The sequence below is a fragment of the Streptomyces sp. NPDC059201 genome (genome assembly GCF_042754585.1).
In the GTDB taxonomy this organism is placed as follows: domain Bacteria; phylum Actinomycetota; class Actinomycetes; order Streptomycetales; family Streptomycetaceae; genus Streptomyces.
Genome location: NZ_JBHZBB010000002.1, coordinates 792,652 through 815,253 on the forward strand (window position 1 = coordinate 792,652; position 22,602 = coordinate 815,253).

At 73.7% G+C, this 22,602-nt stretch carries 27 protein-coding genes; 22 read left to right on the plus strand and 5 right to left on the minus strand.

All coding sequences use genetic code 11. The annotated features are described in order from the left end of the window. Nucleotides 1-28: 28 nt before the first annotated feature. Nucleotides 29-643, plus strand: a complete 615-nt coding sequence (locus ACFXMG_RS09395; RefSeq protein ID WP_383822417.1) for a DUF2567 domain-containing protein — start codon at nucleotides 29-31, stop codon at nucleotides 641-643. Between the two features lie 21 nt (nucleotides 644-664). On the opposite strand, the gene ybaK is transcribed toward ACFXMG_RS09395, so the two are convergent. The 4 genes from ybaK to ACFXMG_RS09415 all read right to left on the minus strand — a co-directional run bounded on the left by ybaK (nucleotide 665) and on the right by ACFXMG_RS09415 (nucleotide 4,902). Then, nucleotides 665-1,162 carry a Cys-tRNA(Pro) deacylase gene (gene ybaK, locus ACFXMG_RS09400; RefSeq protein ID WP_383822414.1) on the minus strand — a complete coding sequence of 166 codons (498 nt, stop codon included), beginning with the start codon at nucleotides 1,160-1,162 and terminating at the stop codon, nucleotides 665-667. A 26-nt stretch (nucleotides 1,163-1,188) separates the two neighbouring features. Then, nucleotides 1,189-1,926: an LON peptidase substrate-binding domain-containing protein gene (locus ACFXMG_RS09405; RefSeq protein ID WP_383822411.1), complete on the minus strand. Its 738-nt coding sequence runs from the start codon at nucleotides 1,924-1,926 to the stop codon at nucleotides 1,189-1,191. Between the two features lie 11 nt (nucleotides 1,927-1,937). Next, nucleotides 1,938-3,005 (minus strand): hypothetical protein, encoded by a 1,068-nt coding sequence (locus tag ACFXMG_RS09410; protein ID WP_383822408.1) that lies wholly within the window; start codon nucleotides 3,003-3,005, stop codon nucleotides 1,938-1,940. 301 nt (nucleotides 3,006-3,306) lie between these two features. Continuing rightward, complete coding sequence (locus tag ACFXMG_RS09415) at nucleotides 3,307-4,902, minus strand: oxidoreductase (RefSeq protein ID WP_383822405.1); 1,596 nt, start codon at nucleotides 4,900-4,902, stop codon at nucleotides 3,307-3,309. Between the two features lie 194 nt (nucleotides 4,903-5,096). Between ACFXMG_RS09415 and hisD the strand changes: the two genes are divergently transcribed. The 10 genes from hisD (at nucleotide 5,097) to ACFXMG_RS09465 (ending at nucleotide 12,808) form a co-directional block, all read left to right on the plus strand. Beyond that, nucleotides 5,097-6,443: a histidinol dehydrogenase gene (gene hisD / locus ACFXMG_RS09420; protein WP_383822402.1), complete on the plus strand. Its 1,347-nt coding sequence runs from the start codon at nucleotides 5,097-5,099 to the stop codon at nucleotides 6,441-6,443. Beyond that, nucleotides 6,440-7,576 carry a histidinol-phosphate transaminase gene (locus ACFXMG_RS09425; RefSeq protein ID WP_383822399.1) on the plus strand — a complete coding sequence of 379 codons (1,137 nt, stop codon included), beginning with the start codon at nucleotides 6,440-6,442 and terminating at the stop codon, nucleotides 7,574-7,576. The genes hisD and ACFXMG_RS09425 overlap by 4 nt, the downstream gene beginning before the upstream one ends. After that, nucleotides 7,573-8,166, plus strand: a complete 594-nt coding sequence (gene hisB / locus ACFXMG_RS09430) for an imidazoleglycerol-phosphate dehydratase HisB (RefSeq protein ID WP_046907028.1) — start codon at nucleotides 7,573-7,575, stop codon at nucleotides 8,164-8,166. Before ACFXMG_RS09425 ends, hisB begins: the two co-directional genes overlap by 4 nt. Before the next feature lie 2 nt (nucleotides 8,167-8,168). Beyond that, nucleotides 8,169-8,333 carry a hypothetical protein gene (locus ACFXMG_RS09435; RefSeq protein WP_383822396.1) on the plus strand — a complete coding sequence of 55 codons (165 nt, stop codon included), beginning with the start codon at nucleotides 8,169-8,171 and terminating at the stop codon, nucleotides 8,331-8,333. Further along, nucleotides 8,330-8,977 carry an imidazole glycerol phosphate synthase subunit HisH gene (gene hisH, locus ACFXMG_RS09440; RefSeq protein WP_383822393.1) on the plus strand — a complete coding sequence of 216 codons (648 nt, stop codon included), beginning with the start codon at nucleotides 8,330-8,332 and terminating at the stop codon, nucleotides 8,975-8,977. The genes ACFXMG_RS09435 and hisH overlap by 4 nt, the downstream gene beginning before the upstream one ends. 2 nt (nucleotides 8,978-8,979) lie before the next feature. Then, nucleotides 8,980-9,717 carry a bifunctional 1-(5-phosphoribosyl)-5-((5-phosphoribosylamino)methylideneamino)imidazole-4-carboxamide isomerase/phosphoribosylanthranilate isomerase PriA gene (gene priA, locus ACFXMG_RS09445; RefSeq protein WP_383822390.1) on the plus strand — a complete coding sequence of 246 codons (738 nt, stop codon included), beginning with the start codon at nucleotides 8,980-8,982 and terminating at the stop codon, nucleotides 9,715-9,717. Then, on the plus strand, nucleotides 9,714-10,097 hold the full coding sequence (locus tag ACFXMG_RS09450; RefSeq protein ID WP_383822387.1) for a RidA family protein: 384 nt from the start codon (nucleotides 9,714-9,716) through the stop codon (nucleotides 10,095-10,097). Before priA ends, ACFXMG_RS09450 begins: the two co-directional genes overlap by 4 nt. Next, nucleotides 10,097-10,852 (plus strand): imidazole glycerol phosphate synthase subunit HisF, encoded by a 756-nt coding sequence (hisF, locus tag ACFXMG_RS09455; RefSeq protein ID WP_383822385.1) that lies wholly within the window; start codon nucleotides 10,097-10,099, stop codon nucleotides 10,850-10,852. Before ACFXMG_RS09450 ends, hisF begins: the two co-directional genes overlap by 1 nt. A gap of 118 nt (nucleotides 10,853-10,970) precedes the next feature. After that, on the plus strand, nucleotides 10,971-11,558 hold the full coding sequence (locus ACFXMG_RS09460) for a winged helix-turn-helix domain-containing protein (RefSeq protein ID WP_383822383.1): 588 nt from the start codon (nucleotides 10,971-10,973) through the stop codon (nucleotides 11,556-11,558). Further along, complete coding sequence (locus tag ACFXMG_RS09465) at nucleotides 11,555-12,808, plus strand: MFS transporter (RefSeq protein ID WP_383822381.1); 1,254 nt, start codon at nucleotides 11,555-11,557, stop codon at nucleotides 12,806-12,808. The genes ACFXMG_RS09460 and ACFXMG_RS09465 overlap by 4 nt, the downstream gene beginning before the upstream one ends. On the opposite strand, the gene ACFXMG_RS09470 is transcribed toward ACFXMG_RS09465, so the two are convergent. Further along, on the minus strand, nucleotides 12,805-13,440 hold the full coding sequence (locus ACFXMG_RS09470; protein ID WP_383822378.1) for a TIGR03085 family metal-binding protein: 636 nt from the start codon (nucleotides 13,438-13,440) through the stop codon (nucleotides 12,805-12,807). The genes ACFXMG_RS09465 and ACFXMG_RS09470 overlap by 4 nt on opposite strands. 84 nt (nucleotides 13,441-13,524) lie before the next feature. Here ACFXMG_RS09470 and hisI point away from each other — a divergent pair, with 84 nt between their 5' ends. The 11 genes from hisI to lgt all read left to right on the plus strand — a co-directional run bounded on the left by hisI (nucleotide 13,525) and on the right by lgt (nucleotide 22,557). Further along, on the plus strand, nucleotides 13,525-13,893 hold the full coding sequence (gene hisI / locus ACFXMG_RS09475) for a phosphoribosyl-AMP cyclohydrolase (RefSeq protein WP_383822376.1): 369 nt from the start codon (nucleotides 13,525-13,527) through the stop codon (nucleotides 13,891-13,893). Between the two features lie 11 nt (nucleotides 13,894-13,904). Continuing rightward, on the plus strand, nucleotides 13,905-15,404 hold the full coding sequence (locus ACFXMG_RS09480; RefSeq protein WP_383822373.1) for an anthranilate synthase component I: 1,500 nt from the start codon (nucleotides 13,905-13,907) through the stop codon (nucleotides 15,402-15,404). 6 nt (nucleotides 15,405-15,410) lie between these two features. After that, complete coding sequence (locus ACFXMG_RS09485; RefSeq protein ID WP_383822371.1) at nucleotides 15,411-16,061, plus strand: TIGR02234 family membrane protein; 651 nt, start codon at nucleotides 15,411-15,413, stop codon at nucleotides 16,059-16,061. A gap of 118 nt (nucleotides 16,062-16,179) precedes the next feature. Then, nucleotides 16,180-16,434 (plus strand): HGxxPAAW family protein, encoded by a 255-nt coding sequence (locus tag ACFXMG_RS09490; RefSeq protein ID WP_383822369.1) that lies wholly within the window; start codon nucleotides 16,180-16,182, stop codon nucleotides 16,432-16,434. A 137-nt stretch (nucleotides 16,435-16,571) separates the two neighbouring features. Beyond that, nucleotides 16,572-17,054, plus strand: a complete 483-nt coding sequence (locus tag ACFXMG_RS09495) for a DUF2752 domain-containing protein (protein ID WP_383822366.1) — start codon at nucleotides 16,572-16,574, stop codon at nucleotides 17,052-17,054. A gap of 130 nt (nucleotides 17,055-17,184) precedes the next feature. Continuing rightward, nucleotides 17,185-17,994 (plus strand): indole-3-glycerol phosphate synthase TrpC, encoded by an 810-nt coding sequence (gene trpC, locus ACFXMG_RS09500; RefSeq protein ID WP_383822364.1) that lies wholly within the window; start codon nucleotides 17,185-17,187, stop codon nucleotides 17,992-17,994. Between the two features lie 7 nt (nucleotides 17,995-18,001). Further along, complete coding sequence (gene trpM, locus ACFXMG_RS09505) at nucleotides 18,002-18,232, plus strand: tryptophan biosynthesis modulator TrpM (RefSeq protein WP_383822361.1); 231 nt, start codon at nucleotides 18,002-18,004, stop codon at nucleotides 18,230-18,232. A gap of 302 nt (nucleotides 18,233-18,534) precedes the next feature. Then, the gene (gene trpB, locus ACFXMG_RS09510; protein WP_383822358.1) at nucleotides 18,535-19,773 is read left to right on the plus strand and encodes a tryptophan synthase subunit beta; all 1,239 of its coding nucleotides are present in this window, start codon (nucleotides 18,535-18,537) and stop codon (nucleotides 19,771-19,773) included. Continuing rightward, the gene (gene trpA / locus ACFXMG_RS09515; RefSeq protein ID WP_383822355.1) at nucleotides 19,770-20,591 is read left to right on the plus strand and encodes a tryptophan synthase subunit alpha; all 822 of its coding nucleotides are present in this window, start codon (nucleotides 19,770-19,772) and stop codon (nucleotides 20,589-20,591) included. Before trpB ends, trpA begins: the two co-directional genes overlap by 4 nt. Before the next feature lie 73 nt (nucleotides 20,592-20,664). Further along, a complete protein-coding gene (locus tag ACFXMG_RS09520) occupies nucleotides 20,665-21,486 on the plus strand; it encodes a DsbA family protein (RefSeq protein WP_383822353.1) in 822 nt (273 codons plus the stop codon). A gap of 78 nt (nucleotides 21,487-21,564) precedes the next feature. Continuing rightward, nucleotides 21,565-22,557 (plus strand): prolipoprotein diacylglyceryl transferase, encoded by a 993-nt coding sequence (lgt, locus tag ACFXMG_RS09525; protein ID WP_383822349.1) that lies wholly within the window; start codon nucleotides 21,565-21,567, stop codon nucleotides 22,555-22,557. The last annotated feature ends 45 nt before the right edge of the window (nucleotides 22,558-22,602 follow it).

The window sequence follows — 22,602 nt, forward strand, 5'->3', positions numbered from 1 at the left end:
CCACAGGCACACCTGGCACGATGGCGGGGTGACCGCACCCCTGACGCCCTCCCAGCAGCCGCCGCACGATCCCGCATGGCCCCCGCCGCCCCCGCCGTACGAGGGACCGGCCGGTGACCCGATCACCGCGGCCGAGGTCCTCCAGGGCCTCGTGGTGACGGCCGCCTCCGCGGTCGCGGGCGCCGTGCTCGGCGCGCTCTGGGTGTGGCTCGCCCCGACGGTCCAGCTGATCTCCGACGGGAAGGGCGTCTACCTGCGGGACTCCGAGGGGGAGGCCGCGATCGGCGCCGACGGCACCTTCGTCCTCCTCGCCCTCGCCTTCGGCGCGGTCGCCGGACTCGCCGTCTTCCTGGCCCGCCGCAAGGGCGGCGTCCCGCTGGTCATCGGGCTCGCCGTCGGCGGCGTCCTCGGCTCGCTGCTCGCCTGGTGGCTGGGGACCAAGCTGGGGCCGACCGCGGACGTCATCGCGCACGCCAAGGCCGTCGGTCCCGAGGTCGTCTTCGACGCCCCGCTGAAGCTCCAGATGGGCGCCGCGGCGATGCTGGCCTGGCCGCTCGCCGCGATGGTCGTCCACCTGGTCCTGACCGGCGTCTTCGGCCCCCGCGACCCGGAGCCGGACCCCTGGGGCGCCCCCAGGCACTGACGCCCCCGGGCGGACCCGGTCCTAGCCGCGGCCGATCGGGGCAAGGACCGCCGAGGTGAGGGCGGCCAGGTCGGCGGGGGCCAGCTCGACCTCCAGGCCCCGGCGGCCCGCCGAGACGCAGATCGTGCCGTGCGCCGAGGCCGAGGAGTCCAGCACGGTACGCAGCCGCTTGCGCTGCCCCAGCGGCGAGATCCCGCCCCGGACGTAGCCGGTCGTCCGCTCGGCCGCCGCCGGGTCCGCCATCGCCGCCCGCTTGCCGCCGACCGCCGAGGCCAGCGCCTTCAGGTCCAGCTGCCCCGCGACCGGCACCACCGCCACCGTCAGCTCCCCGTCGACGTCCGCCACCAGCGTCTTGAAGACCCGGTCGGGCGTGACGCCCAGCGCCTCCGCCGCCTCCTCGCCGTACGACGGCGTCGCCGGGTCGTGGTCGTAGGCGTGCAGGGTGTACGGCGTGCCGGCCGCGGCCAGGGCCACCGTCGCCGGGGTGCCTCCGCCGTTCTTCTGCTTCTTCTTCGCCACGGGGCGTCCTCGGTTCCCTCGGTCGGTCAGTTCGGGTGGGTGGGCGCCTGGGTCAGCTCCACCGCCGGCAGCGACGGAAGGTGCCGCAGCACCGCCGTCTCCGCGCGCAGCAGCGCCAGCTCCTCGCGCAGCCGGACCGTCGTGTCCGGCGCCTCCAGGAGCCGCTGCTTCGTCGGTACGTCCACCATGGCCGCCGCCGCCACCAGATACGACACCACCGAGGGGTCGTCGGGCAGCTCCGAGGTGGTCAGCGACCGCTCCCGCGCCCCCGCCAGCCGCTTCTGGTAGGCGCGGAAGGCCCGCAGCACGCCCTCGGCCAGCGCCTCCGCCTCCTCGCCCGGCTCCTCGGGAAGCTCCTCGGTCTCGGCCGTCAGGAACGGGCCGCTCGCGTCCACGGCACGCAGCCGCACCCGCGTGGTGCCGGTGATCATCACCTCGTACGAGCCGTCCCCCCGCTGCCGGATGCTCGCCGCGTCCGCGACGCACGCCACCGGGTGGAAGCTCCTGATCGGGTCCGGGCCGAAGCCCGCGGCCGGGCCCTTCTCCGGCAGCGCGGTCGGGTCCGGCATCCCGGGCGCGGTCGGCGCGACCTCGTGCCCGTCCCGGATCGCGACCACGGCGAAGCGCCGCGGCTCGGAGGCGTCGATGTCGAGCAGGGCGCGCATCATGGCGCGATACCGCTCCTCGAAGACGTTGAGCGGCAGCACGAGGCCCGGGAACAGCACCGCGTTGAGCGGAAAGAGGGGCAGGCGAGCGGAGGTCACAGCGGCCAAGCCTAATGGCCGGGCGGACCGCTCCGTCCGGGGATTCCCCCAGCCCGTCCCCACAGCGGAGTCCGGCGTGCCAGCTCCGCCCTCGTCCGGTCCCGGGTGGCCAGGAACCGGCGCAGCGGATCGTGGCCGCCGACCGCCCACGGGAAGGAGGTGGCGTACGGCCCCGTCCGGCCGAACTCGGCCAGCGCCTCCTCCCACCGCTCGCGCTCCACCAGCACGTGCGCCAGCAGGTTCCGCACCTCCGCGGGCCACGGATCGCCCGCCGTGAACGCCGCCGACAGCGCCAGGCCCCGGTCCGCCGCCCGGTCGATCCGCGCCCCGTCCGCCGCGGGGTGCTCCGCCGCCGTCGCCGCTGCCGCTGCCGCTGTCCGTCCGGGGCCCGGCAGCGGGCGCAGCGCCTCGTAGGCGGCGCGTACCGGCAGGGCGCGTACCAGGGAGTCCGGCGCCGCGTCGTCGGCCGCCTGCTCCGCGAAGTCGAACGCCGCCCGCTGCGAGCCGTACCACTGCGCCGACAGGTACTTCAGCGCGGCGACGTGGCAGCCGTAGTGGTGCGGGGAGCGGAGCAGGGCCTGTTCCCACAGCCCCTCGAAGACCGCGTGCCCGGCGTGCGCCCCGCGCGCGTGGTCCAGCGCGAGCCGCCACGGCACCGGGTCGCGCCCGGCCTCCTCCGTGAGCGGCCGCAGCAGCGGGTCCAGCTCGCGCAGCCGCTCCGCCCGGGCCGGCGACTCCCAGGCCCGGCGCACCGCGAGCTGCGCGGTCACCAGCAGCGCGTCGGGGTCGTGCGGGGCGGCCTCCCGCCACCGGTCCAGCCAGCCGCCCCTGCTGTACGCGAAGGTGGCGAGCCGTGTCACGTAGCGGTCCCGGTCCTCCCACTCCCCGGTGTCCCGGGTGGTGGCGAGCAGCTTCGCCGCGGGCTCCGGGTCGCCGAGCGCGGCGGCCACGAGCGCGGGGGAGAGCCGGGCGTCCGGGGCGTCCAGCAACACGTCGTCGTCCGGCGTGAGCCCGGCGGCGAGACGCGGGGCGTGCCGGGCCGAACGGGCGGTGCCGACCAGGGCGCGGAAGAAGGACATGGCAGGACGTATCTTCCCACCGAGCGCCCTTCCGAGGCCGCTCCACTACCCTCCCTTCACCCGGACCTCACCCCCTCTCCCCCCGCCCGTCACGCACCCGGGCCCGCGGGCGGGGCGGGTGGGGTGGGCCGGGCAGGCGGCCGGGCCCTGTACGCCGGGCGCGGGAGGGGAGGCCCGCCCCCTCAGCCCCTGCGCAGCGGCCGGGCCCCGTACGCCGGGCGTGGGAGGGGAGGCCCGCCCCCTCAGCCCCTGCGCAGCGGCCGGGCCCCGCACGCCGGGCGCGGGAGGGGAGGCCCGCCCCTCAGCCCCTGCGCAGCAGCCGGGAGGCGCCCGCCGCCACCGTCGTGGCGAGGATCCAGCCGAGGAGGATCAGGGCCGCGGCCGTCCACTGCCAGCCGCCCTCCAGGCGCCAGTAGCCGTCCTGGCCCAGGGTGATCACCGGGAGCAGCAGGTCGAGGGCGTACAGCGTGCCGTTCCACGCGGGGCCCTCGCCCGCCTTGATCGGGACCGGGTCGTACCGGGAGAAGGCCAGGGTGCCCGCCGCCCACAGGACCGCCATCCACAGCGCCGCCCGGCCGGGGCGGTAGCCGTACGCCACCGTCCAGTCCTGGACGTACCCCCACAGCTTCCCCGCGACCGGCAGCGTCTCGCGTCTGCGCCGCTGCTTGGCGAGCAGCACCTCCCGGGCGTCCGCGTCCTCCCCGCTGGTGCGGAGCACGGCGGCCAGCCGCTCGTACGGCTCCGGCGCGTACTCGGGGGTCGCCGCCGCCACCCACTCCAGCCGCCGGGCCAGCGGGAAGTGTCCGTACGGCACCAGGTTCTCGTAGACGAAGCCGCTCATCGCCAGCCCGCCCGGGCCCGGCCAGCTGGTGGAGAGGTCGATCAGCGTCACCACCTTCGCGCCGTTCAGCACCACCCGGCCCTCCTCCGGCCGCTCCCCGTTGAACCTCAGCTCCGGGGTGACGATCCGGCGCAGCGACAGCTCCTCCCGGCGCGCCCCGCTCAGCAGGAAGCGGGCGTGGTGCAGGTCCACCGCGTCCCCGAACCGCCCGTCGTCCAGCCGCACCCCGCCGTGGAACTCGGCCGGCTTGCGCCGGGCGTCCCGCACCGGCGCCACCCCGTAGGGCGGGGTCGCCGTGGACCGGCCGTCGCCCTCGTACACCCACGCCGTGTTCAGATACAGCGTCCGCTCCACCGTCAGCTGCGGGGCGTTCAGCGCGCGCCGGCGCTCGGCTGCGCGCAGCACGCTGCCCCGCAGGCTGAGCGAGACCCCGACCTTCGCCCCGCGCAGACTGAACTCGCCGTACGTCTCGATCAGCTCGGCCTGGAGGTCCTGCGCCACCACCATGCCGTCCGCCGTGATCGCCCGCCCGCGGGCGTCCGGCCACACCTGGATCTGGTTGATCAGCAGGTCCGTGCCGATCTGCGCGTCCGTCAGCCGGATGCCCCGCCGCACCCGGCAGCGCGGCAGGTGCAGATCGCCCTCCGTGTGCAGCCGGGCCGCCTCCAGGCGGGGGAGCGCGCAGCCGACCATCCGCAACGTGCCGAACCGCGCCTCGGGCACCACCACCTCGCCGTCGAAGCGGCAGCCGTGCAGCTCCACATAGGGCGCTATGGACCCGCCCGCCAGGTCCAGCACGCCGGTGATCCGCACCCCGCGCAGCTTCAGCGCGGCCACCCGGCCCGACCGCGCCTGCGGTCCGTCGAGCAGCAGCGCCGCCACCACGTCGGCGCGCACGCTCCGCTCCGGCCCCCACGGCAGCTCCCCGAACGGGTCGTCCCGCTCCTGCACCCCCTCCGTCAGATCGCAGGTCCTGCCGATCCGGAACGCCTGCCACACGGCCCGCTCCGGGCCCGTGAGATCCGCCGGCATCCCGTCCTCGTGCGGCTCGGTCACTGCCGCCCCCTCGCTCTCCCCGATGCGCTCCCACCACTCCGCTTTCCGGGAGTCGTGGATTCGTACAGTCGTTCTTCCCGCACTGTGACGGGCTGAACGCTAACGGTCAGGAGTGGCGAGGAGACGCCGGCGTGGCGTGTATCAGCCAGTGATACGGGCGTCCGGGCCCGATTCCCGTCTGAGAGAATTGACCCGTGATCTCTCGAATCGATCTGCGCGGCGAGGCCCTCCCCGAGGGTTCCGCCCTGCGCGACCTGCTGCCCCGTGCCGAGTTCGACGTGGAAGCCGCCCTGGAGACGGTGCGGCCGATCTGCGAGGACGTACGGCATCATGGCGCGGCCGCGGTGATCGACTACGGGGAGAAATTCGACGGCGTCCGCGTCCAGGGCCTGCGGGTCCCCGCCGAGGCCGTCGCCCGCGCCCTCGCCGAGCTCGACCCGGCCGTCCGCGCGGCCCTGGAGGAGTCGATCCGGCGCACCCGCAAGGTCCACCGCGACCAGCGCCGTACCACCCACACCACCCAGGTCGTGCCCGGCGGCACGGTCACCGAGAAGTGGATCCCGGTCGACCGCGTCGGCCTGTACGTGCCGGGCGGCCGCGCCGTCTACCCGTCCTCCGTCGTGATGAACGTCGTCCCGGCCCAGGAGGCGGGCGTCGAGGGCGTCGCCGTCTCCTCCCCGCCGCAGAAGGAGTTCGGCGGCCTGCCGCACCCGACGATCCTCGCCGCCTGCGCCCTCCTCGGCGTCGACGAGGTCTACGCCGCCGGCGGCGCCCAGGCCATCGCCATGTTCGCGTACGGCACCGAAGGCGGGACCGACGGCGAGCCCGGCTGCGCCCCCGTCGACCTGGTCACCGGCCCCGGCAACATCTACGTCGCCGCCGCCAAGCGCCTCCTCAAGGGCCGCATCGGCATCGACGCCGAGGCCGGCCCCACCGAGATCGCGGTCCTCGCGGACTCCACCGCCGACCCGGTGCACGTCGCCGCCGACCTGATCAGCCAGGCCGAGCACGACCCGATGGCCGCCTCCGTCCTCGTCACCGACTCCGAGGCGCTCGCCGAGGCCGTCGAGGCCGAGCTGAAGACGCAGGTCGCCGCCTCCAAGCACGTCGAGGACCGGATCGCCCCGGCGCTCGCCGGCCGGCAGTCCGCGATCGTCCTCGTCACCGACCTGGAGGACGGCCTCAAGGTCGTCGACGCCTACGGCGCCGAGCACCTGGAGGTCCAGACGGCCGACGCCGCCGCCCTCGCCGACCGGGTCCGCAACGCGGGCGCGATCTTCGTGGGCCCCTGGGCGCCGGTCTCCCTCGGCGACTACTGCGCCGGTTCCAACCACGTCCTGCCCACCGGCGGCTGCGCCTGCCACTCCTCGGGCCTCTCCGTGCAGTCCTTCCTGCGCGGAGTGCACATCGTGGACTACACGCGCGACGCGCTCGCCGACGTGGCCCATCACGTGGTCACCCTCGCCGAGGCCGAGGACCTCCCGGCCCACGGCGCCGCGATCAAGGCCAGGTTCGGCTGGAAGGTGCCCGAGAGCAAGTGAGCGACACGAACGACGACACCATCGGGATCGACGACCTGCCGATCCGCGAGGAGCTGAAGGGCCAGTCGCCCTACGGCGCCCCCCAGCTCGACGTCCCCGTCCAGCTGAACACCAACGAGAACCCCTACCCGCTGCCCGAGCCCCTGGTGGCCCGGATCGCGGAGCGGGTCGCCGAGGCCGCCCGCGGCCTCAACCGCTACCCCGACCGGGACGCGGTGGAGCTCCGCACCGAGCTGGCCCGCTACCTCACCCGTACCGGGAAGCACCCGCTGGGCGTGGCGAACGTGTGGGCCGCCAACGGCTCCAACGAGGTCCTCCAGCAGCTGCTCCAGACCTTCGGCGGCCCGGGCCGCACCGCGATCGGCTTCGAGCCCTCGTACTCGATGCACGCCCTGATCGCCCGCGGCACCGGCACCGGCTGGATCTCCGGGCCGCGCAACGAGGACTTCACCATCGACGTCGAGGCCGCCGAGGCGGCCGTCGCCGCGCACCGGCCCGACGTCGTCTTCATCACCTCGCCCAACAACCCCACCGGCACCGCCGTCGAGGCGGAGGTCGTGGAGCGGCTGTACGAGGCCGCCCAGGCCGCGAAGCCCTCGCTGGTCGTGCTGGACGAGGCGTACGTGGAGTTCAGCCACCGCGACTCGCTGCTGCCCCTCCTGGAGGGCCGGCCGCACCTGGTGGTCTCCCGCACCATGTCCAAGGCGTTCGGCGCCGCCGGGCTCCGCCTCGGCTACCTGGCCGCCCACCCGGCCGTGGTCGACGCCGTCCAGCTGGTCCGCCTGCCGTACCACCTCTCCGCCGTCACCCAGGCCACCGCGCTCGCCGCCCTGGAGCACACCGACACCCTCCTCGGGTACGTCGAACAGCTCAAGGCCGAGCGCGACCGCCTCGTCGCCGAGCTGCGCGCGACCGGCTACGAGGTCACCGATTCCGACGCCAACTTCGTCCAGTTCGGCCGCTTCGAGGGAGCCGAGGGCTCCCACGCGGCCTGGCGGAGGATCCTCGACCGGGGCGTCCTGGTCAGGGACAACGGCGTACCGGGGTGGCTGCGGGTCACCGCCGGCACCCCCGAAGAGAACGACGCGTTCCTCGACGCGGTTCGTGAGCTGAAGAAGGAGCAGGACGCATGAGCCGCGTAGGCCGCGTTGAGCGCACCACCAAGGAGACCTCCGTCGTCGTCGAGATCGACCTCGACGGCACCGGAAAGGTCGATGTGTCGACCGGGGTCGGGTTCTACGACCACATGCTCGACCAGCTCGGCCGGCACGGTCTGTTCGACCTGACCGTGAAGACCGACGGCGACCTCCACATCGACTCGCACCACACCATCGAGGACACCGCCCTCGCCCTCGGCGCCGCCTTCAAGCAGGCGCTCGGCGACAAGGTCGGCATCTACCGCTTCGGCAACTGCACGGTCCCGCTGGACGAGTCCCTCGCCCAGGTCACCGTCGACCTCTCCGGCCGCCCCTACCTCGTGCACACCGAGCCCGAGAACATGGCGCCGATGATCGGCTCGTACGACACCACCATGACGCGCCACATCATGGAGTCCTTCGTGGCCCAGGCGCAGATCGCGCTGCACGTCCACGTGCCGTACGGGCGCAACGCCCACCACATCGTGGAATGCCAGTTCAAGGCGCTCGCCCGCGCCCTGCGCTACGCCTCCGAGCGCGACCCGCGCGCCGCCGGAATCCTCCCCTCCACGAAGGGCGCGCTGTAACCGTGACCGGTCTGTCCACCATCCTGATCGTCGTCGGGCTCTTCCTGCTCGGCGGCATCTACTCCTTCGTCAAACAGCAGATGCCCAAGGGCCTCATCGTGCTGCTCTCCCTCGGCGCGGTGATGTGCCTCTCCGCCGGCGTGCTGCGGCTGGACGTGTGGTCATGACGACGAGCACCCCCAAGAAGGTCGTCGTCTTCGACTACGGCTTCGGCAACGTCCGCTCCGCCGAGCGCGCGCTCGCCCGGGTCGGCGCCGACGTCGAGATCACCCGCGACTACGAGAAGGCGATGAACGCCGACGGGCTCCTCGTCCCCGGCGTCGGCGCCTTCTCCGCCTGCATGCGGGGGCTCAAGGAGGCCCGCGGCGACTGGATCGTCGGCCGCCGGCTCTCCGGCGGCCGCCCCGTCATGGGCATCTGCGTCGGCATGCAGATCCTCTTCGAGCGCGGCATCGAGCACGGCGTGGAGACCGAGGGCCTCGACGAGTGGCCCGGCACGGTCGGGCCGCTGAACGCCCCCGTCGTCCCCCACATGGGCTGGAACACGGTCGACGCGCCCGCCGACACCGAGCTCTTCGCCGGCCTGGACGCCGACGCCCGGTTCTACTTCGTGCACTCCTACGCGGCGCGCGAGTGGACCCTGGAGGTCGGCAACAAGAACATCCGCGCCCCCAAGGTCACCTGGGCCACGCACGGCGAGCCCTTCGTCGCCGCCGTCGAGAACGGCGCCCTGTGGGCCACCCAGTTCCACCCCGAGAAGTCCGGCGACGCCGGCGCCCAGCTCCTCACCAACTGGATCGGAACCCTGTGACTGTGCCGTCGAGAAGCGTGCTCGAACTCCTCCCCGCCGTCGACGTCCGCGACGGCCAGGCCGTCCGGCTCGTCCACGGCGAGTCCGGCTCCGAGACCTCCTACGGCTCCCCGCTGGAGGCGGCCCTCTCCTGGCAGGGCTCCGGTGCCGAGTGGCTCCACCTCGTCGACCTGGACGCCGCCTTCGGCACCGGCGACAACCGCGACCTGGTCCGCCGGATCACCGAGGCCATGGACATCAAGGTCGAGCTCTCCGGCGGCATCCGCGACGACGCCTCGCTCGCCGCGGCGCTCGCCACCGGCTGCACCCGGGTCAACCTCGGCACCGCCGCCCTGGAGACCCCCGAGTGGGTCGCCAAGGTCATCGCCGAGCACGGCGACAAGATCGCCGTCGGCCTCGACGTGCGCGGCACCACCCTCAAGGGCCGCGGCTGGACCAGCGAGGGAGGCGACCTCTACGAGACGCTCGCCCGCCTCGACTCCGAGGGCTGCGCCCGGTACGTCGTCACCGACATCGGCCGCGACGGCACCCTCACCGGCCCCAACGTCGAGCTGCTGAAGAACGTCTGCGCGGCCACCGACAAGCCCGTCGTCGCCTCCGGCGGCGTCTCCTCCCTGGACGACCTGCGCGTCCTGGCCGGGCTCACGGAGCTGGGCGTCGAGGGCGCGATCGTCGGCAAGGCGCTCTACGCCCGGGCGTTCACCCTGGAGGAGGCCCTTCAGGCGGTGGCGACCGCATGAGCGCCGACGTCACCCGCATCTCCTCCGGCGGCCCCTACGAGGACGTCGTCGGCTACTCCCGCGCGGTCCGGCTGTCCAACGGCCTGGTCCTCGTCTCCGGCTGCACCGCCGCCGACGCCGGCGGCCCGTACGAGCAGGCCACGGCCGCCTTCGGCGTCGCCTTCAAGGCGCTGGAGCAGGCCGGTCTCGGCCCCGAGCACGTGGTCCGCACCCGCATGTACCTCACCCACGCCGGTGACGTGGACGAGGTGGGCCGCGCCCACAAGGCCCTCTTCGACGCCGTCCGGCCCGCCGCCACGATGCTGATCGTCTCCGGCTTCGTCGACCCCGCCATGGTCGTCGAGGTCGAGGTCGAGGCGTACCGGGGGGAGGGAGCCTGATGGGTCTCGCCGTACGGGTCATCCCCTGCCTGGACGTGGACAACGGCCGGGTCGTCAAGGGCGTCAACTTCCAGAACCTGCGGGACGCCGGCGACCCCGTCGAGATGGCCAAGCTGTACGACGCCGAGGGCGCCGACGAGCTGACTTTCCTCGACATCACCGCCTCCTCCGGCAACCGGGAGACCACCTACGACGTGGTGCGCCGGACCGCCGAGCAGGTCTTCATCCCGCTCACCGTCGGCGGCGGCGTGCGTGCCGCCGAGGACGTCGACCGGCTGCTGCGGGCCGGGGCGGACAAGGTGGGCGTCAACACCGCCGCCATCGCCCGCCCGGAGCTGATCCAGGAGATCGCCGAGCGCTTCGGCCGGCAGGTCCTCGTACTGTCGGTGGACGCGCGCCGCACGGCCTCCGGCTCCTTCGAGGTGACGACGCACGGCGGCCGCAGGGGCACCGGCATCGACGCCGTCGAGTGGGCGCACCGGGCCGCCGAGCTGGGCGCGGGGGAGATCCTGCTCAACTCGATGGACGCGGACGGCACCAAGGACGGCTACGACACCGAGATGATCGCGGCGGTGCGCAAGCACGTGACCGTGCCGGTGATCGCCTCCGGCGGCGCCGGCAAGCTCGCCGACTTCGCGCCGGCCGTCGCGGCGGGAGCGGACGCGGTGCTCGCCGCCTCCGTCTTCCACTTCGGCGACCTGCGGATCGGCGAGGTCAAGGGCGCGCTGCGGGACGCGGGCCACGAGGTCCGCTGAGGCATCGTTCCGTTTATGGGAAGGGCCCCCTCGGGGGCCCTTTTCGTCACCCAGATGCACAGGATTATTTGTGCAAAATTTATTGCGCAACTTTTCCTTCCTGCCTACGGTCGTGGGCATGACCTCCTCCGAGACCCGCCGGATCACCGAGCTCGGCACCCTCAAGGCCATCTCGCACCCGCTGCGCATGCGCCTCTACCGGGCCCTCTTCGTGGCCCGCACCGCGACCGCCTCGCAGCTCGCCGACCAGGTCGACGAGGCCGTCTCCCTGGTCAGCTACCACCTGCGCAAGCTCGCCGACGGCGGGCTCATCGAGGAGGCCGAGACGCAGTCCGCCGACGGGCGCGAACGCTGGTGGCAGCCCAGCTCCTACGGCTTCCGCATCAACGAGGCGGACGTCAAGGACGCCCCCGAACTCGCCGCGGCCAGCGCCGCCTTCGGCCGTACCGTCAGCGAGCAGCGGGCCGAGATGCACGCCCGCTTCCTGGACGAGCGCCTCACCTGGTCCGAGACCTGGCGCTCCGCCTCGATCAGCTCCGAATGGCTGCCCCGCCTCACCGCTGCCGAACTCGCCGCCCTCGGCGCCGAGCTGGAGGCCGTCCTCCAGAAGTACGACCAGGCCGCCCGCGCCGCCGAGGCCGCCGGGGACACCGAGGGCCGCGAGAACGTCGCCGTCCACCTCCACGGCTTCCCCTACCGCCCGTGACCGCGCTCACCGAGGCCCCCGCCCGGCCCGCCCACCGCAGCCCCCAGGTCCTGCGCTGGCTCGGCGCCTACACCGCCTCCACCCTCGGCGACAGCGTCTTCTACCTCGCCCTCTCCTGGTCCGCCGTCACCAGCGGCACCCCCGCCCAGGCCGGGCTCGTCATGGCCGTCGCCGCCGTGCCCCGCGCGCTGCTCATGCTCTTCGGGGGAGTGATCGCCGACCGGCTCGGACCGCGCCGCGTCGTCATCGCCTCCGACGCCGTCCGCTGCCTCGTCACCCTCGGCCTCGCCGCGCTCCTGTTCCTCGCCGCGCCGGGCCTGTGGGCGCTCGCCGCCGTCGCCCTCGTCTTCGGCGCCGTCGACGCCGTCTTCCTGCCGGCCGTCGGCGCCCTGCCGCCCCGGATCGCCGAGCGCGACCAGCTCGCCCGCGTCCAGGGCATGCGCGGCCTCGCCTCCCGCATGGGCTCGATCCTCGGCGCCCCGCTCGGCGGCCTCGCCGTCGCCGTCGGCGGCACCGAGAGCGCCTTCGGCGTCGCCGGCGTCCTCTTCGCGCTCTCCCTGCCCCTGCTCGCCGCGCTCAGGCTCCGCCCGCTGCCGCGGGAGGACCAGGCGCCGGGCGGCACCGCGCTGCGCGACCTCGCCGACGGCCTGCGCTACGTCCGCGGCCACCCGGTGCTCGGCCCGCTGATGATCGTCGTGCTCCTCAGCGACCTCGGCTTCACCGGCCCCCTCAACGTCGGTCTCGCCATCCTCGCCGAGCAGCGCGGCTGGGGCGCCTCCGGCATCGGCTGGGTCCTCGCCGGCTTCGGCGTCGGCGCGGGCGGCGCCTCCCTGCTCCTCACCGTCAAGGGCCACATCGCCAGGGCGGGCGTCGTCATGGGCTGGACCATGGTGCTCGGAGCCGTATCCATCGGGGCGCTCGCCTACGTCCCCCAGCTCGCCGTCGCCTTCCTCGCGGGCCTCTCCATCGGCCTGCTCGCCGGATTCTCCGGGGCGCTGTGCAACGCCCTGATCCAGACCGAGTGCGACCCCGCGTACCTCGGCCGGGTGAGCGCCGTCGCCGGTCTCGGGAGCCTCGGCATCGCCCCGCTCTGCTACCCGGTCACCGGCGCCGCCATCGGCGCCTGGGGCCCCGGCCCGGTCTTCGTCGTCAGCGCCGCGGTCTGCGCCCTCTCCGGCGTCTACGCCCTCGCGGTCCGCGCGGTGCGCCGCGCCGAACTCCCCCAGGGCCGACCGGCCGGGGCGGGCTAGAGCCCCAGCTGCTTCGTCGCGTTCAGCAGCTCGATCGCGTCCGGCTCGCCCTCCAGGCCCACCTTCGCGACGTCGGTTCGCCCGTACAGGTACATCGTCAGCTCGCCCGGCTCCCCGGAGACCGTCACCACCGGGGTGCCGCGGTGGGCGACGACCGTCTGCCCGTTCGGCCGGCGCAGCACCAGGCCGACCGGCGCCTTCCGGCCCAGCAGCCGGGCGGCCTTCTCCAGGCGGGACCACAGGGCGTCCGCGAAGACCGGGTCCAGCTCCCGCGCCGACCAGCCGGCCTGGGCCCGCCGGACGTCCTCCGCGTGGACGTAGAACTCGACCACGTTCGCGCCCTCGTCCACCTGCTTGATCGTGAACGGGGAGAAGCGCGGGGGACCCGTACGGACGAGCTGGATCAGCTCCTCGTACGGCTTCCCGGCGAACTCGTCCTGCACCCGCTGGAGCCGCTCCTTCAGCGCCGGTACGACCGTCCCGGCCGCCGCGTCCGGCCGCCGCTCCCGCACCACCACATGCGCCGCCAGGTCCCGGGTGCGCCACCCCTCGCACAGGGTCGGGGCGTCCGGACCGGCGGCCTCCAACAGATCAGCGAGCAGAAGCCGTTCACGCTTGGCATGGGTCGACATGCCCGCCAGCGTACGACCGCGCCGCGCCGTCCGCCCAGTGGACACCGCGCCGGACACCCCGCCGCGTCACGGCACAATGAGCCCATGAGCAGCACGCCCCGGACCCCCAGCGACCTCGATCCGGCCCTCGCCGCCCGCCTCAAGCGCAGCCCCGACGGCCTGGTCCCCGCCATCGCCCAGCAGTACGACACCGGCGAGGTGCTCATGCTCGGCTGGATGGACGACGAGGCCCTGCACCGCACCCTCACCACCGGCCGCTGCACCTACTGGTCCCGCAGCCGGAACGAGTACTGGGTCAAGGGCGACACCTCCGGGCACGTCCAGCACGTCAAGTCGGTCGCCCTCGACTGCGACGCCGACACCCTCCTCGTCAAGGTCGACCAGGTCGGCGCCGCCTGCCACACCGGCGCCCGCACCTGCTTCGACGCCGACGTGCTCCCGCTCTCCCAGTAAGGTCTGGCGCCATGGATCTCGAGACCTTCCGCAAGCTGGCGGCCGACCGCCGCGTCATCCCCGTCAGCCGCAGGCTCCTCGCGGACGGCGACACCCCGGTCGGGCTCTACCGCAAGCTCGCCGGCGAACGCCCCGGCACCTTCCTCCTCGAATCCGCGGAGAACGGGCGCAGCTGGTCCCGCTACTCCTTCATCGGCGTCCGCAGCGACGCCACGCTCACGGTGAAGGACGGCGAGGCCCACTGGCTCGGCACCCCGCCCGTGGGCGTCCCCACGGACGGCGACCCGCTCGCCGCCCTCCGCGCCACCGTCGAGACCCTCCACACCCCCCGGAACCTGGCGGGCGGGCTGCCCCCCTTCACCGGCGGCATGGTCGGCTACCTCGGCTACGACATCGTCCGGCGCCTGGAGCGCATCGGCGAGCACGGCCGCGACGACCTGGAGCTCCCCGAGCTCACCATGCTCCTCACCAGCGACCTCGCCGTCCTCGACCACTGGGACGGCTCGGTCCTGCTGATCGCCAACGCGATCAACCACAACGACCTGGAGACCGGCATCGACGAGGCGTACGCGCACGCCGTCGCCCGCCTCGACGCGATGCAGGCCGACCTGGCCCGCCCCGTCGCCACCACCCCCGTCGCCCTCCCGGCCTCCGAGCTCCCCGAGTACTCCGCGCTCTGGGGCGGCCCCGCCTACCAGGACGCCGTCGACGACATCAAGGAGCGGATCCGGTCCGGCGAGGCGTTCCAGGTCGTCCCCTCGCAGCGCTTCGAGACCCCCTGCGCCGCCTCCGCCCTCGACGTCTACCGGGTCCTGCGGGCCACCAACCCGTCCCCGTACATGTACCTCTTCCGCTTCGAGAACGGCTTCGACGTCGTCGGCTCCAGCCCCGAGGCCCTCGTCAAGGTCGAGGACGGACAGGCGATGCTCCACCCCATCGCCGGCACCCGGCACCGGGGCGCCACCCCGCAGGAGGACCACGACCTCGCCGAGGAACTGCTCGCCGACCCCAAGGAGCGCGCCGAGCACCTCATGCTCGTCGACCTCGGGCGCAACGACCTCGGCCGGGTCTGCGCCCCCGGCTCCGTCGAGGTCGTCGACTTCATGTCGATCGAGCGGTACTCCCACGTCATGCACATCGTCTCCACCGTCACCGGCCGGGTCGCCGAGGGGAAGACCGCCTTCGACGTCCTCACCGCCTGCTTCCCCGCCGGCACCCTCTCCGGCGCGCCCAAGCCCCGCGCCATGCAGATCATCGAGGAGCTGGAGCCCTCCCGCCGCGGCCTGTACGGCGGCTGCGTCGGCTACCTCGACTTCGCCGGAGACTCCGACACCGCCATCGCGATCCGCACCGCGCTGCTCCGCGACGGCACGGCGTACGTCCAGGCCGGAGCCGGTGTCGTCGCCGACTCGGACCCGGCCGCCGAGGACGCCGAGTGCCGCAACAAGGCCGCCGCGGTGCTCCGCGCCGTACACACCGCCAACCGGATGACGGGTTCGCCGAAGCCGTAGGGGATAGTGGGGTACGTGAGTGCCGTACCCGTACCCCAGCCCCGAGCCGCCCGCGCGGCCGTCACCTCCGGCGGCCGGCGGAGCCTCGCCCTCGCCCTCCTCCTCGGTGCCCTCGGGGCCACCGTCGTACTGCTCTCCGCCGGCCAGATCTGGGCCGAGGGCACCGCGTCGGTCGCCGGGGGCACCGTCCCCGTCGAGGCCGACGGCGGCACCGTCACCGGCGTCCCGACCGCCCTGGCGATCGTCGGCCTCGCCGCCCTCGTCGCCGTCTTCGCCGTCCGCAGGGCCGGCCGCACCCTCGTCGCCGGGCTCCTCGCCCTGAGTGGCGCCGGCGCCGCCCTCGCGGCCTTCCTGGGCGCCTCCGACAGCGCCGCGCTCGACGCCGAGGCCGCCCGGATCAGCGGAGACACCGCCGCGGCCGTCGCCGGCCTCACCCATACGGCGTGGCCGTATGTGGCCGCCGCCGGCGCCGTCCTCATCCTCGTCGCCGGCCTCTTCGCCCTCCGCTACGGCAAGAGCTGGCCCGCGATGGGCGGCCGCTACGAGCGCTCCGGCGCCCCCCGTCCGGCCCGCCGCCCCGCCGCCGGCGACCCCGACCGCCCCGAGGACCTGTGGAAGGCGCTCGACCGCGGCGAGGACCCCACACACGACGCGTGATCGTCCGGGACCCCCCGAGTCACCTCCGCGGGGTCATGTGCGGAAGAATGACGCCGTCATCACATGACAGCCGTCATCTTCGACGTCACCACCGAGCAACATCTACGAGGAGCAACTCATGGCGGGCAGCGCCCACGGACACACCCCGGCCGCCTGGACCGGTGTCATCATCTCCTTCATCGGCTTCTGCATCGCCGGAGTCTTCATGGTGGCGGCGAACATCCCCGGCTTCTGGGCCGGGTGCGGCGTCATCCTCCTCGGCGGTGTCGTCGGCCTCGCGATGAAGGTCGCCGGCCTCGGCATGCCGAAGGAGTCCCAGGCGGTCGCCGCGGCCCGCGAGACCGCGAGCGCCGCGGCCCGCGCCCGCGCCTGACCCCAGGGCCCGGTCCCCCAGGTCCGCCGCGCGACGCGCGCGGACCCCGGAACCTCAGGTTCACTCGAACGGCGCAGTCCGGCACGTCCGGACTGCGCCGTCGTGCGTCCCGGGGCGTCCCGGGCGAGAATCACCGCGTGACCGCCGAGCCGACACCGCAGACCGCCCCGCCCGCAGAGCCGTACGCCCCCGGCCTCCCGGCGGCCGAGGAGTTCCGCCGCCGCCCGCTCGGACGCCGGCTGCTCGCCCCGCTCGCCACCCTCGCCGGCACCGCCGCCGCCTTCGGGTACGTCGCCGCCGTCGACCCCAACGAACCCGGCCACTACCCCGTCTGCCCGCTGCTCCGCTTCACCGGCCTGTACTGCCCCGGCTGCGGCGGCCTGCGCAGCGCCCACGCCGTCGCCCACGGCGACCTCGCGACCGCCCTCGGTGCCAACGCGCTCGCCGTCGCCGGTTACGCCGTCTGCGCGGTCCTCCTCGTGGTGTGGCTGGTTCACGCCGTCCGCGGGGTCCCGACCCGGATCGCCCTGAAGCCCGCCTGGTGGTGGGCGATCGGCGCCCTGACCACCCTTTTCGCCGTGATCCGGAACCTTCCTTCCGGCTCCGCGCTGGCACCCTGAAGTCCCAGCAATTGGGACGCCGCGCCGATCGATGCGAACGAGAAGGCCACCTGCGGATACCATCGACATGGCTGAACCGTGTTCATCAGGTTCCGTAGAACCGACACCGTCCCGGAAGGGGGCCTCTCGCGTGAGTGTGCTCGACGAGATCATCGAAGGCGTGCGCGCCGACCTCGCAGAGCGGCAGGCGCGGGTCTCCCTCGACGAGCTCAAGGAGCGGGCCGCCAAGGCCCCGCAGGCCAAGGACGGGGTCGCCGCGCTGCGCGGCGAAGGCGTCACGGTGATCTGCGAGGTCAAGCGCTCCAGCCCGTCCAAGGGAGCCCTCGCGGCCATCGCCGACCCGGCCGGCCTCGCTGCCGACTACGAGGCGGGCGGCGCCGCCGTCATCTCCGTCCTCACCGAGCAGCGCCGCTTCGGCGGCTCGCTCGCCGACCTGGAGGCCGTGCGCGCCCGGGTCGACATCCCCGTCCTGCGCAAGGACTTCATCGTCACCGCCTACCAGCTCTGGGAGGCCCGGGCGTACGGAGCGGATCTCGCGCTCCTCATCGTCGCCGCCCTGGAGCAGGAGGCCCTCGTCTCCCTCATCGAGCGCGCCGAGTCCATCGGGCTCACCCCGCTCGTCGAGGTCCACGACGAGGAGGAGGTGGAGCGCGCGGTCGAGGCCGGCGCCCGCATCATCGGCGTCAACGCCCGCGACCTCAAGACCCTCCAGGTCGACCGCTCCACCTTCGAGCGCGTCGCCCCCGAGATCCCGGCGCACATCGTGAAGGTCGCCGAGTCCGGCGTCCGGGGCCCGCACGACCTGATCGCGTACGCCAACGCCGGCGCCGACGCGGTCCTGGTCGGCGAGTCCCTGGTCACCGGCCGCGACCCGAAGACGGCCGTCGCCGACCTCGTCGCCGCCGGCGCGCACCCTGCCCTGCGGCACGGCCGGAGCTGACCCGGCCATGACCCCTCGCCGCGCCGTGCCGACGACCCCGGGCTCCGCAGCCCGCGGGCCCGTCGGCCTGCGCGCGGTCGCCGTCCCGGCGCACGCCCGGCTGGCCCGCGGCTGCCGGCCCCGGGGATGCAGGGCGCCGGCCCGCCGTGTCCACGGCCGCCGGGTCCGCCACTGCATCGGCTCCGAACCGGGCACGGTCCCCGGCATGCGATGGCGCCCCGCCGCACACGCGCGCTGACCATCGCCGTCCCCCCGTTGTGGGCAATCGTTCCGCTGGGGCGGAACGGGTGGGCACAACGGAACGGCACCCTTCGCGGGTGCCTCCGCTGCTGCGCCTGAACCCGCACCCGTACGGAGCCGTACACCGGGTGCGGGTCCAGGCCCGGAAAGCCTTGGCCCGGCAGGGGGCGCCGTCCCTGTGCCCACCCGTCCCGCCCTGCGGGACGCCTGCCCACAGGGCCGGCGGGAGCGGCATGCGCGCGTGTGTACGAAGCGAGTCACGTCCATCGATCGCATCGCCCCGCGAGGAGCAGCATCCGCATGACCAGTGAGTTCTTCATCCCGGACCCGGAGGGTCAGGTCCCGTCGCCCGAGGGCTACTTCGGCGCCTTCGGCGGCAAGTTCATCCCCGAGGCCCTCGTCGCCGCCGTCGACGAGGTCGCCGTCGAGTACGAGAAGGCCAAGAACGACCCCGAGTTCGCCCGCGAGCTCGGCGACCTCATGGCCAACTACACCGGCCGCCCCAGCGCCCTCACCGAGGTCCCCCGGTTCGCCGAGCACGCCGGCGGCGCCCGGATCTACCTCAAGCGCGAGGACCTCAACCACACCGGCTCGCACAAGATCAACAACGTGCTCGGCCAGGCCCTGCTCACCAAGCGCATGGGCAAGACCCGCGTCATCGCCGAGACCGGCGCCGGCCAGCACGGCGTCGCCACCGCCACCGCCTGCGCCCTCTTCGGCCTCGAATGCACCATCTACATGGGCGAGGTCGACACCCAGCGCCAGGCCCTGAACGTGGCCCGGATGCGGATGCTCGGCGCCGAGGTCATCGCGGTCAAGTCCGGCAGCCGCACCCTCAAGGACGCCATCAACGAGGCGTTCCGCGACTGGGTCGCCAACGTCGACCGCACCCACTACCTCTTCGGCACGGTCGCGGGACCGCACCCCTTCCCCGCGATGGTCCGCGACTTCCACCGGGTCATCGGCGTCGAGGCCCGCCGCCAGCTCCTGGAGCGCGCCGGCCGCCTCCCCGACGCGGCCATCGCCTGCGTCGGCGGCGGCTCCAACGCCATCGGCCTCTTCCACGCCTTCCTGCCCGACACCGGCGTCCGGCTCATCGGCTGCGAGCCGGCCGGCCACGGCGTCGAGACCGGCGAGCACGCGGCCACCCTCACCGCCGGCGAGCCCGGCATCCTGCACGGCTCCCGGTCGTACGTCCTCCAGGACGACGAGGGCCAGATCACCGAGCCGTACTCGATCTCGGCGGGCCTCGACTACCCCGGCATCGGCCCGGAGCACGCGTACCTCAAGGACACCGGCCGCGGCGAGTACCGCGCGGTCACCGACGACGCCGCCATGCAGGCGCTGCGGCTGCTCTCCCGTACCGAGGGCATCATCCCGGCCATCGAGTCGGCGCACGCCCTCGCCGGGGCGCTGGAGGTCGGCAAGGAGCTCGGCAAGGACGCGCTCCTCCTCGTCAACCTCTCCGGCCGCGGCGACAAGGACATGGACACGGCCGCCCGCTACTTCGGCCTGTACGACGGGGAGGGGTCGAAGTGACGACCGGGAACATCCAGCTGCTCAGCGACACCCTGGAGCGGGCGAAGACCGAGGACCGGGCCGCGCTCATCGCGTACCTCCCGGCGGGCTTCCCGACCGTGGACGGCGGCATCAAGGCGATCAAGGCCGTCTTCGACGGCGGCGCCGACATCGTCGAGGTCGGCCTCCCGCACAGCGACCCGGTCCTGGACGGCCCCGTCATCCAGACCGCCGACGACATCGCCCTGCGCGGTGGCGTCCGGATCGCCGACGTCATGCGGACGGTCAAGGAGGCCCACGAGGCCACCGGCAAGCCCGTCCTCGTCATGACCTACTGGAACCCGATCGACCGGTACGGCGTCGAGCGCTTCGTCCGGGAGCTCGCCGAGGCCGGCGGCGCGGGCTGCATCCTGCCCGACCTCCCGGTCCAGGAGTCCGCGCTCTGGCGGAAGCACGCCGACGAGCACGGCCTCGCCACCGTCTTCGTCGTCGCCCCCAGCAGCAAGGACGAGCGGCTCGCCACCATCACCGCGGCCGGCTCCGGCTTCGTCTACGCCGCCTCCCTCATGGGCGTCACCGGCACCCGCGCGTCGGTCGGCGAGCAGGCCGCCGACCTGGTCCGCCGCACCCGGGTCACCTCCACGATCCCGGTCTGCGTCGGCCTCGGCGTCTCCAACGCCGACCAGGCCCGCGAGGTCGCCGCCTTCGCCGACGGCGTCATCGTCGGCTCGGCCTTCGTCCAGCGGATCCTCGACGCCGACGGCGACGAGGCCGCCGGACTCGCCGCCGTAAAGGAACTGGCGGCCGAACTCGCCGAGGGCGTGCGCCGCACCGCATGACGGATGTAGTCCATTCGGGTGGATATCGGACCGGGGAGGCGCGGACGCGCCTCCCCTGTTCGTTGCTGTGGGCGTGACCGAGAAGAACCGTGACGGTAGTAACAAGAGCGCGCGGGAGCGCCTCCAGCAGCAGCGCGAGCGAGAGAAGGCCCGTGAGAGGCAGCGGCGGGTCCTGATCGTGACGGCGGGAGTGGTCGGCGTCCTCGGCCTCGCCGCCGTCGTCGGAGTGATCGCCGCCAACAGCGGCAAGGACGGCGACTCGGGCAAGGCCGGCCCCGTCGTCGCCCCCACCGGCGCGATCGAGGGCGACAAGCCGGCCATCCTCACCGGCAAGGCGGACGCCCCCTCCACCCTCCAGGTCTGGGAGGACTTCCGCTGCCCCGCCTGCGCCCAGTTCGAGAACGTCATGCGGGACTCCATCCACGAGCTGGAAGCCGCCGGCGCCCTCAAGGTCGAGTACCACCTCGCCACCCTCATCGACGGCAACATGGGCGGCAGCGGCTCGCTCCGGGCGGCGAACGCGGCGGCCTGCGCCCAGGACGCCGGCAAGTTCACCGCGTACCACGACACGCTCTTCATCAACCAGCCGCAGGAGACCGACGACGCCTTCGGCAAGAACGACAAGCTGATCGAGCTGGCCGCCAAGGTCCCCGGCCTCGACACGCCGGCGTTCCGCTCCTGCGTCCAGGACGGCACGCACGACGGCTGGGTCGAGAAGTCCAACGAGGCGTTCCAGAAGGGCGGCTTCCGCGGCACCCCGTCCGTCCTGCTCAACGGAGAATCGATCTTCCCGACCAAGGGCGACGAGCAGATCTCGCCGGAGAACCTGAAGAAGTGGGTCGCCGAGGCCAACAAGGGCAAGAAGCCGGGCACGGCCTCCCCCTCGGCGGGGTAGCGCCGGCGGGTTAGTTATTCAGACGTTGCCGGGTGGGCTGCCGGTCCGCCCGCCCGGCAGGGTAGCGTCGGACCTGCCATGGACCTTGCCTACATTCCCAGCCCGTCGACCGGTGTCATCCACCTCGGACCGATCCCGCTGCGCGGCTATGCCTTCTGCATCATCCTCGGTGTCTTCGTCGCCGTCTGGCTCGGCAACAAGCGCTGGATCGCCCGGGGCGGCACCGCCGGCACCGTGGCCGACATCGCCGTCTGGGCGGTGCCCTTCGGCCTCGTCGGCGGACGCCTCTACCACGTGATCACCGACTACCAGCTGTACTTCAGCGAGGGTGAGAACTGGGTCGACGCCTTCAAGATCTGGGAGGGCGGCCTCGGCATCTGGGGCGCCATCGCCTTCGGCGCCGTCGGCGCCTGGATCGGCTGCCGCCGCCGGGGCATCCCGCTCCCGGCGTACGCGGACGCCATCGCGCCCGGCATCGCCCTCGCCCAGGCCATCGGCCGCTGGGGCAACTGGTTCAACCAGGAGCTGTACGGCAAGCCGACCGACCTGCCGTGGGCGCTGAAGATCACCGAGAGCGCCAACCGCGAGGCCGGGCTCTACCACCCGACCTTCCTCTACGAGTCGCTCTGGTGCATCGGCGTCGCCGTCCTCGTCATCTGGGCCGACCGCCGCTTCAAGCTCGGCCACGGCCGCGCCTTCGCCCTGTACGTGGCCGCCTACTGCGCCGGCCGCGGCTGGATCGAGTACATGCGCGTCGACGAGGCCCACCACATCCTGGGCCTGCGCCTCAACGTGTGGACCGCGATCATCGTCTTCCTGCTCGCCGTCGTCTACATGGTCGTCTCGGCCCGGGTCCGCCCCGGCCGCGAGGAGCTCGTGGAGCCGCGCTCGCGGAAGGCGGTCGGCTCCGAGGACGCCGGAGACGCCGACAAGGCCGACGACGCCGAGGGCTCCGAGGGCTCCGGTGACTCCGACCAGGCCGAGAACGCCGTGGACTCCGAGGACTCGGCGGACTCCGAGGACGCGGAGAACGGGGCCGGGAACGGCGCCGGGTCGGCCGCCAAGGGCTGACACCCCCTTCCGTACGGACACGAGGGCCGCCGGGACCGAGAAGGT

Excerpts from the sequence above, each read along its gene's own strand:
- ACFXMG_RS09410 (WP_383822408.1), bottom strand. The coding sequence starts at position 3,005 with ATGTCCTTCTTCCGCGCCCTGGTCGGCACCGCCCGTTCGGCCCGGCAC.
- hisB (WP_046907028.1), top strand. The coding sequence starts at position 7,573 with ATGAGCCGCGTAGGCCGCGTTGAGCGCACCACCAAGGAGACCTCCGTC.
- hisH (WP_383822393.1), top strand. The coding sequence starts at position 8,330 with ATGACGACGAGCACCCCCAAGAAGGTCGTCGTCTTCGACTACGGCTTC.
- ACFXMG_RS09450 (WP_383822387.1), top strand. The coding sequence starts at position 9,714 with ATGAGCGCCGACGTCACCCGCATCTCCTCCGGCGGCCCCTACGAGGAC.
- hisF (WP_383822385.1), top strand. The coding sequence starts at position 10,097 with ATGGGTCTCGCCGTACGGGTCATCCCCTGCCTGGACGTGGACAACGGC.
- ACFXMG_RS09460 (WP_383822383.1), top strand. The coding sequence starts at position 10,971 with ATGACCTCCTCCGAGACCCGCCGGATCACCGAGCTCGGCACCCTCAAG.
- ACFXMG_RS09470 (WP_383822378.1), bottom strand. The coding sequence starts at position 13,440 with ATGTCGACCCATGCCAAGCGTGAACGGCTTCTGCTCGCTGATCTGTTG.
- hisI (WP_383822376.1), top strand. The coding sequence starts at position 13,525 with ATGAGCAGCACGCCCCGGACCCCCAGCGACCTCGATCCGGCCCTCGCC.
- ACFXMG_RS09480 (WP_383822373.1), top strand. The coding sequence starts at position 13,905 with ATGGATCTCGAGACCTTCCGCAAGCTGGCGGCCGACCGCCGCGTCATC.
- ACFXMG_RS09490 (WP_383822369.1), top strand. The coding sequence starts at position 16,180 with ATGGCGGGCAGCGCCCACGGACACACCCCGGCCGCCTGGACCGGTGTC.
- trpM (WP_383822361.1), top strand. The coding sequence starts at position 18,002 with ATGACCCCTCGCCGCGCCGTGCCGACGACCCCGGGCTCCGCAGCCCGC.
- trpB (WP_383822358.1), top strand. The coding sequence starts at position 18,535 with ATGACCAGTGAGTTCTTCATCCCGGACCCGGAGGGTCAGGTCCCGTCG.
- lgt (WP_383822349.1), top strand. The coding sequence starts at position 21,565 with ATGGACCTTGCCTACATTCCCAGCCCGTCGACCGGTGTCATCCACCTC.